The following is a 7,802-nucleotide window of genomic DNA, read 5'->3' on the forward strand; positions in this document are numbered from 1 at the left end:
GCCGTTCAGACAAAGAGACATCCATCGGTTTGAGTGCGGCGAACGGCGCGGCGGCGCAGAATTTCAGCGATCGTGACCAAGATGAACGAGCCGATCAGCATGATCGTACCGAGGGCGAGAACCGCAGGAAGACGGGAGGCAAAGCGCAGCTGCCCCCAGATGTAGATCGGCAGCGTGGGGTCGGTGCCCGACAGGAAGAAGGCGACGATGAACTCGTCGAACGAGATGGTGAAGGAAACGAGCAGGCTAGACAGGATTGCGGGCGCCACCATCGGCAGCGTCACGCGCCGGAAGGTGCCGAACGCCGTTTCGCCGAGGTCGGCGGAGGCTTCCTCGAGGCTTAGGCCAAAACCGTCAAAGCCGGACATCAGCACCACCATCGAATAGGGCAGACAGATGAGGACGTGGCCGAGCGTGACGGTGACAAGCGACAGGTTCAGCCCGAACGCCAGCATGACCAGCAACAGCGAGATGGCGACGATGATCTCAGGCAGAACCAGCGGCGCCATGATCAGTCCGCTCATCGGCCGCTTGCCGCGGAAGCGGTAACGGGTGACGGCACGCGCGCCGCAGATGCCGAGAAGGGTGGCCAGCACGGCAGTTGCGAGGCCGACCGCAAGGCTGTTCCAGGCGGCGCTGACGAGCTCGCGATTGCCGGCGAGCTGCTGGTACCATTTCCAGGTAAAGCCGGCGAGCGGCAGGGTTGGCGTCGCCGAATTGTTGACCGAGAACAGCGGCAGCAGCAGCACCGGGGCGTAGAGGAAGGCGACGTAGAGCGCCGCGTAAATCGGAAGCCAGCTGGCAGGACGCCTCGTCATCGCATCGCCCTCGCAAGAGCGCGCAGCGCAAGGACGGCAAGGCCGGCCACGGCGGTGACGGCGACCATGGTGGTGACGGAGAGCGCCGCGCCCAACGGCCAGTTGGCGGCGCGACCGAACTGGGTCTGGATGGCGTTGGCGATCATTACGCCTTCGGTGCCGCCGACGAGGCGCGGCGTGATGTAATCGCCGACGGTCGGGATCATCACGATTAGCAGCGCCGAAATGACGCCTGGCATAGACAGCGGCAGCGTCACGCGCACGAAGGCGCGGACGGGCCCGTCGCCGAGGTCGCGCGCGGCCTCCAGCAGCGAGCGGTCGACCTTTTCCAGCGAAACGAAGATCGGCAGGATCGCGAAAGCGGCCCAGGCGTGGGTCAATGCGATGACCACCGCCGGCGTGTTGTAGAGCAGCGCGCTCGACGGCTCGCTGATCAGCCCAAGGCCGATCAAACCGGTATTGAGCACGCCTTGGTAGCCGAGGATCACCTTCCACGCCATGACGCGCAGCAGGTAGCTCGTCCAGAACGGCACCATGATCACGAACAGCCACAGGTTCTTGTGCCGGCCGCCGTGGAACGAGATGTAGTAGGCGATGGGATAGGCGAGGACGACCGTGGCGATGCTGACGGCCAGCGATATGCCGAGCGAGCGCATCAAATGGTCGAGATACATCGGGTCGGTCAGCGCCGTGCGGTAGTTCGCCAGCGTCAGCGTGCGGTCGATGGTGAGATAGTTCTGGGTCCAGAACGAGTGCGCGATCACGACGACGATCGGCAGCAGCAACAAGATGAATGCGTAGAGAAAGGTCGGGCTGATGAGCGCCAGCCCACGGAACTGCTCGGACTGGTGAAATGACTGCCGCCTCGCCCGCTCGTGCACAATGGCATCAATGCGTTCGGCGGCGACTGTCATTACAGTGCGCCCGGCGCTGGATGGGTGGCAGGCGTATGCATACTGGCCATGGCCCGAGTTCCTCTTTTTGTGCATTCTAGCAGGAGCCGCCCGCTCCGTCCTCTGCATGTTGCTTGAAGTCGGCGGTTGAAATCAAGCATTTTCTCTGGGATATTGGCTGAACGGACATTCAATTTGTTGGCAGAAAGACGCGCCTAATCCGTCACTTGTAGGTCAAGGCGCAGAATCTTGCAGACGGAGACGGCGATGGCAGCGATCCGGAGGCAGTTGCAGCAGAGACCGGTTACCAACGAACGGCCGGATGTGGGGCTCGCGGCGCGCGATCATCTCATCCAGCCCTGGCCGGTGCAGGCTCGATCGGTGCGGAAGCGCGCGGCCTGATTGGCGAGGGTGACGGCATCTACATCACCGACGGCGAGGGCCGTCGGCTGATCGACGGGCCGGCCGGCATGTGGTGCACCAATGTCGGACATCGCCGGCGCGAGATTGCCGAGGCGATGTACGAGCAGGCGATGAGCCTTTCCTACAACTCGCCCTGGTACACGATGAACGAGCAGTCCGCGAGGCTGGCGCAACGGATCGCCGAACATGCGCCGGGCGACCTCAACCATGTCTTCTTCACGACCGGCGGCTCGTCGGCGGTCGAGACGGCGCTGCGTTTCATGCAATTCTGCAACAATGTCCGCGGCAAGCCGGAGAAGAAGCTGATCCTCAGCCGCGAGGACGCCTATCACGGCTCGACATATCTCTCTGCCTCGCTCAACGGACGGCCGCGCGACCGCGACTGGATGGATGGTGCCGATGACCTCGTCATCAAGCTCTCCTGTCCCAACCCGTTTCGCCGGGCCGCCTGCATGAGCGTCGAAGCCTTCTGCGACCAGCTGGTGGACGAGCTTGCCCGTACTGTCGAACGCGTCGGGGCCGAGCGGATCGGCGCCTTTGTTGCCGAGCCCGTGATGGCATCGGGCGGTGTGATTCTCCCGCCTGAGGGCTATCTGCCGCGTGTCCGCGAGCTCTGCCGGCAGAACGACATCCTGTTCATCGCCGACGAGGTGGTGACCGCCTTCGGCCGCCTTGGCCACGTCTTCGCGTCAAAGGATGTGTTCGGCATCGAGCCCGACATGATCACTTTCGCCAAGGGCGTGACCTCCGGCTACTTTCCTCTTGGAGGTGTCGTCATTTCATCGGCCCTGATGGAGGCGATCCGCAGCTCCGATCATGCAGATGCGATGTTCGCGCATGGCCTGACCTATTCCAGCCATCCGATCGGCTGCGCGGCGGCCCTCAAGAACCTCGACCTGCTCGAGGATGGTCTGCTCGAGCATGTTCGTGCCGTCGGTCCCTACTTCCAGGCGCAGCTGAAGACGCTGGAGGAACTGCCCCTGGTCGGCGAGGTGCGCGGGGTCGGTCTGATGGCCTGCGTCGAATGCGCCGCAGATCGCGAAAGCCGCAATCCGCTCGCGCTCGACATGGAGGTCGGCAAGCGGATCGATGCCCACAGTCATGAACTCGGCCTGCTGGTGCGGCCGCTGATCCACATGTGCGTGATGTCGCCGCCGCTGATCATTAACCGCAGCCAGGTCGACGACATGGTCGCGATTCTGCGCGAGGGAATCAGCCGGACGATGGAAGACCTGCGCCGCGAAGGGCTCTGGCAGGGCTGATCACGCGACATCGAAGGCCGGATGAAACCGGACCTCGCCGCGCGGCACGTCGCCCGAGAACGACAAATATTGCAGGTAGCCTTTTGGCAGGTCGCGCCAGGTAAGGTCGTTGTCCGCGACGAAGCCGAAGCGGCGGTAATAGGCCGGATCCCCCACGAGAATGCAGCCTGCCGCGCCCGCCTGCTTCAGCCGCTCAAGCCCCTGGCGGATCAGCGCACCCCCGATGCCCATGCGCTGCAGGGCGGGTGCGACCGAGACGGGGCCAAGCGCATACCAGTCGCCTGCCACATCCTCGATCGTCACCTGAGAGAAGGCGACGTGCCCCATCACCTTGCCCCCGTCCTCGGCAACCAGCGACAGCGCAAGCGCGCCCGCCTCGCGCAGGGCGCCGATGATGCGGCCCTCCGTCTGAATGCTGTGGGGATGGTTCTCGAACGCCGCCTCGGTGATCGCGCGGATCGCGGCGACGTCTCCCTTGTTTTCTTCACGTATCAGCATGTGCGCCTCCGCTTTGCGCCAGCGTTGACCATTTCGGCCGGCTCGCGCAAGCATGCGCGTTCCTGCCCGCAACTTCCATGGACATGCGCATGACCACGCTTGCCGCCTATGCGATCTACTTCGGCGCCGCGCTGGCGGAGATCGCCGGCTGCTTCGCGTTCTGGGCCTGGCTGCGCAACGGCCAGTCGCCATTGTGGCTGGTGCCGGGGCTGGTCTCGCTTGCTGCCTTTGCCTGGCTGCTGACGCTCGCGCCAAGCGATCATGCCGGACGTGCCTACGCCGCCTATGGCGGCGTTTATATCGGCGCGTCGCTGTTGTGGCTGTGGCTGGCGGAGGGGCAGAGGCCGGACGGCTGGGATCTTGCCGGCGGTGCGCTGGCGATCATGGCCGCCGGTATCATCCTGTTTGCGCCGCGCGCGGCCGGATCATGACGCGGTGGCGGCCAGCAGCGCGGCATTGAGCGCTGCCATTTCCTCCTCCGGCGGTGCGGTTTCCTGATCCAGCACCGGCAGGACCTTGCGCAGGTGGTCGTGGTGGGTGCGTACGCCATATTCGAGGTCGGAGAGGAAAAACCCTTCGAAGGCGCGTGACAGCATCGACTCGTTCGACCAGATGGTGAGCTGCACGTCCTCGGCCGTGGTGTCGCGGTCGATGCGTGAGGCAAGATAGCGCGCCGCGCGCGCCCGCCGCGTCTCGTTCGGATAATGGTAGATCGCCCCGCGCAGCATCGTCCGTGACGGCGACAGCGGCACTTCCTGGTAGAACTGGATCGACTCCGGCGTCGTCGCGATCACCGCGTTGGGAAACAGCCCGTAATAGACCCAGGCCTTCTTCAGGTCAGGCGGCAGGTGCTCCGGTTCCTCGGCGATGCGCACATAGTGGCGCACGCTCCAGCGCCGGCCCGCATGCGGATTGTAGCTCGCATAGGAGCGCGAGACGCCGTTGACGAACGGCTCGTCATAGTAGGTCGTGCCGTAGAGATCCTGCAGCGCGGGATGCGCCATGGCGACGTGGTAGCCCTCATTGTCGACGTCGCGCACCGACTTCCAGTTGACGGGGCTTACCTGCGTCCAGAAGCCGTTTGCTGGCACAACCGTCTCCGGCCGGTAGTGCGAAAACTCCTCGGCGAAGGGCTGCATCAGCTCGCGCACCGCAGGCTGCGGCCCTTCCTTGAAACGGACGAAGATGAAGCCCATCCAGATTTCGAGATCGAGCGGCCTCAAGCGGAATGCCTCATGGGCGAGGTCCGGGAAGGTCGCGGGTTGCGCGGCGCCGCGCAATGTCCCGTCTAGATTGTAGACCCAGCCATGGAACGGACAGACGAGGGCGTTGCGGCAATGGCCGCGCTCGTCCGCCACCACCCGGCTGCCGCGGTGCCGGCACATGTTGTGAAAGGCGCGCACGACGCCATCCCTGCCGCGCAGGATCAGCGCCCGCTCGCCGGCGATGTCGAAGGTGAAGTAGTGGCCACTTTGGGGAATGTCGGAGATGTGCCCGGCAATCTGCCAGTGGCGGCGGAACACATGCTCGAGCTCAAGCTCGAACAGGGCCTGGCTGTGATAGCTCCAGGCTGACAGGCCCCTGCGGTCCCAGTTCCTCGGAATCCGTACGTCACGCAGCGGGTGGCTCATGGCGGCATCCGAATTTGTTGAATGATCATTCAATCAGATCATTTTTTCCTATTAAAGGCAACGTGTTGTGGAGACTGTGATTCTTTGACGCCTGTATACGACCGGGGCCGGCGCAGAGAATCCTCCGCGATTTCCGGCACTTGGCCGAGGCAAAGAAAAACCCGCTGCCGGGGGAAGCAGCGGGTTTTTTGCGGGAAACGGCCGGGGAGGGACAGCCGTCCAAATCAGCAATCCGGAGGAGGAAAGAAAGCTGATGTGCTGTATCTGGGATCGGCTAAGTCGCCGCGCAAGTGAGGCGTCCAATTTGTCGCAGTTTGCCAGTATGGTCCCGCCGGAAGCGCAAGTAGAACGCCCTTCTGCCGCAACAGGATGCTTACCGTCGCGAGCTGCTTCCCGAGAAAAGCACCGCAGCTGCAACCGTAAGCGCAGCAAGTCCCAAAATGGCTGCCGAACGGCCTGGATTTTCCCGGATGGAATCTTCCAGCATGCTGGCGCGCCGGCGCAGCGAGGGCAGCGCGGCAACGGCGCGCTCGGCGAGCTCACTGCCGAAATCATAGGTGCGCTCGCCGGTATCCCTCAGCGTTGCCGCGCCCTGCTTCGACAGGGCGGCACCGAGTCGCGCCAGGTCCCGCCGCAGGGCCGCAATCTCTTCATGGACGTCACCGGGCGTTTGGTCGTGCGAGAAAAATGCCATGGCAGGCTCCGTGTCATCATGGTTGGCAAGATGAGGCAGGAACGGGCGGGGAATGGCTTGGTTCCGCGAGGGTCGCAGGCCTGAGCGGGGCGCAAAGAAAAAGGCCGGGAAAGACCCGACCTTCTCATCGACCGGCTCATTGCCAGTCCCAGCGCCTCGACGACCTGCCAGTACATCCGTGGTCAGGCCGGCGGCGATGTGTTGAACCCTATATGGGTAGGGTTAACGAATTATGAAAGGGCCGGGAGGAATTTTTTCTCAGGCGCGTTAAGCGGCGCCAGAAAAAAAGATAAAGCCCGCCGAGGGAGGAGGATCGGCGGGCTCAATCTGAAATGCAACGAGGGAGGAGGATCGCTGCATTCGTCATCAACGTTCTGGGAGGAGGAGGAACGTTGATGACCCTTATGTAGTCCGTGGCTGACGATTGTGCAACGCAACATTTGTCATGCGAGGCATGCATCAACTGCATGCCTGACGGATCAGCTGCAGTCCATGCGCACGCGGCCGTCGGCACTCTGCACCTGGCGGCAGGTCACGGTTTCCTCGCGTGGTGGCGGTGGCATGACACGGCTCACCGGCCTGCGTCGCACTACAGCATCCGGCACCTCCACCAGCTGCGGTGGCGGAGCGGATGCCGGGCGGCGCGGGAAGATCTGTTCCGGCTCCTGGCGGTTCGGCTTCAGCGCAACCACAGGCACCTTGCCGACCGATTTCACTTCCGGGACGTAGCGCGGCTCGAGGCTACCGTCCGGCGTGCGCACGCAGCCGGCAAGGCCGAACGCGAGAAAGGTGGCGAAGAGAGTTGCCGTGTGTCGCATCTTCAAAAGGTCTCCACCGGCCTTTTATCAGCAGGTCCTGATCAAAACCAGAAGCAGTTGGCATGGTTCCTCGCGGGAACCCGATGCCCAACAGGCGATGAATAGCGTTTCGTGTGGTCGCTGGAAGGTGGGGTAGCTGAACGCTCGCGAACAGTGGTGGCACCGTCAAGCGCCTCCGGTAAAAGGTCCTCATCATCGCTCTCCCTATATATGTGGGGCGGTCTCAGACGGGTTGTGAAGTCGCGGGAGGCGGTCTCACGGCGTCCTCGCTAAAGATCCATCCCGCACCTAGGCGTGCGTCTCCATGCTCGAGGTATCGCATCTGAGCTGGGGTCGTCCTGCTCCCGTCGCAGTTTCAGGGCTGGGAAGGCGCCTTAGAAGCCCTTCACTGCGGGGGAGCTTTTGGCTTCCCTAGAGGCAGCTTTCGACCCGGTTCCCCGTCCGCCCATTTTTCGACCATAGCCTTGATTTTGCGCAAGGTTTGGGCATGCGGGAAAAAGTGCGTTGGGACGAAAAAATCCTGCAGAATGTCGTTGACATGGTTGGGGAGTGGAGCCTATATACGCCTCACCAACGACGGCGGCGGCGCTGCTGGCGGCGAAGAGCTTCGCTCTTGTGATCCGCGAGTTGGACGACATTCAAGCGAGCCGCGTGAGCGAACCTCGTCGGGCTGAAGCCGATGGTGATGGAGCCCGGGACACTGTTTTGTGTCTGATCTTTGACAACTGAATAGCGAAGAAAGAGAAACGTGGGCGGCAGAGGCTC

8 protein-coding genes and 1 pseudogene are annotated in these 7,802 nt (G+C 63.3%); 2 read left to right on the forward strand and 7 right to left on the reverse strand.

Annotated elements, in window-relative coordinates:
• Window positions 1-5: 5 nt before the first annotated feature.
• Both L610_RS10260 and L610_RS10265 read right to left on the reverse strand, forming a co-directional pair.
• Window positions 6-818: an ABC transporter permease gene (locus tag L610_RS10260; RefSeq protein ID WP_024847384.1), complete on the reverse strand. Its 813-nt coding sequence runs from the start codon at window positions 816-818 to the stop codon at window positions 6-8.
• Window positions 815-1,732, reverse strand: coding sequence for an ABC transporter permease (locus L610_RS10265; RefSeq protein ID WP_024847385.1), 918 nt, complete (start codon window positions 1,730-1,732; stop codon window positions 815-817). Before L610_RS10265 ends, L610_RS10260 begins: the two co-directional genes overlap by 4 nt.
• 246 nt (window positions 1,733-1,978) lie before the next feature.
• Between L610_RS10265 and L610_RS10270 the strand changes: the two are divergent.
• A pseudogene (locus L610_RS10270) lies at window positions 1,979-3,396 on the forward strand (aminotransferase).
• Here the strand turns inward: L610_RS10270 and L610_RS10275 are convergent.
• Window positions 3,397-3,894 (reverse strand): GNAT family N-acetyltransferase, encoded by a 498-nt coding sequence (locus tag L610_RS10275; RefSeq protein ID WP_024847387.1) that lies wholly within the window; start codon window positions 3,892-3,894, stop codon window positions 3,397-3,399. It lies immediately after the preceding pseudogene.
• Between the two features lie 89 nt (window positions 3,895-3,983).
• Here L610_RS10275 and L610_RS10280 point away from each other — a divergent pair, with 89 nt between their 5' ends.
• Window positions 3,984-4,325 carry a YnfA family protein gene (locus tag L610_RS10280; RefSeq protein WP_210246008.1) on the forward strand — a complete coding sequence of 114 codons (342 nt, stop codon included), beginning with the start codon at window positions 3,984-3,986 and terminating at the stop codon, window positions 4,323-4,325.
• Here the strand turns inward: L610_RS10280 and L610_RS10285 are convergent.
• The 4 genes from L610_RS10285 to L610_RS20350 form a co-directional block, all read right to left on the reverse strand.
• Window positions 4,320-5,525: an SRPBCC family protein gene (locus tag L610_RS10285; RefSeq protein WP_024847389.1), complete on the reverse strand. Its 1,206-nt coding sequence runs from the start codon at window positions 5,523-5,525 to the stop codon at window positions 4,320-4,322. The genes L610_RS10280 and L610_RS10285 overlap by 6 nt on opposite strands.
• A gap of 373 nt (window positions 5,526-5,898) precedes the next feature.
• On the reverse strand, window positions 5,899-6,219 hold the full coding sequence (locus L610_RS10290; RefSeq protein WP_024847390.1) for a hypothetical protein: 321 nt from the start codon (window positions 6,217-6,219) through the stop codon (window positions 5,899-5,901).
• A gap of 479 nt (window positions 6,220-6,698) precedes the next feature.
• The gene (locus L610_RS10295; RefSeq protein ID WP_144704736.1) at window positions 6,699-7,043 is read right to left on the reverse strand and encodes a hypothetical protein; all 345 of its coding nucleotides are present in this window, start codon (window positions 7,041-7,043) and stop codon (window positions 6,699-6,701) included.
• Window positions 7,044-7,604: 561 nt separating this feature from the next.
• Window positions 7,605-7,802: hypothetical protein (locus L610_RS20350; protein WP_210246009.1), on the reverse strand; the 198-nt coding region annotated here is incomplete at its 5' end.

Source organism: Aminobacter sp. J44, assembly GCF_007829415.1.
Taxonomy (GTDB): domain Bacteria; phylum Pseudomonadota; class Alphaproteobacteria; order Rhizobiales; family Rhizobiaceae; genus Aerobium.

Coding starts and splice junctions, on each gene's coding strand:
- L610_RS10290 (WP_024847390.1), bottom strand. CDS start 6,219: ATGGCATTTTTCTCGCACGACCAAACGCCCGGTGACGTCCATGAAGAG.
- L610_RS10260 (WP_024847384.1), bottom strand. CDS start 818: ATGACGAGGCGTCCTGCCAGCTGGCTTCCGATTTACGCGGCGCTCTAC.
- L610_RS10285 (WP_024847389.1), bottom strand. CDS start 5,525: ATGAGCCACCCGCTGCGTGACGTACGGATTCCGAGGAACTGGGACCGC.
- L610_RS10265 (WP_024847385.1), bottom strand. CDS start 1,732: ATGACAGTCGCCGCCGAACGCATTGATGCCATTGTGCACGAGCGGGCG.
- L610_RS10280 (WP_210246008.1), top strand. CDS start 3,984: ATGACCACGCTTGCCGCCTATGCGATCTACTTCGGCGCCGCGCTGGCG.
- L610_RS10275 (WP_024847387.1), bottom strand. CDS start 3,894: ATGCTGATACGTGAAGAAAACAAGGGAGACGTCGCCGCGATCCGCGCG.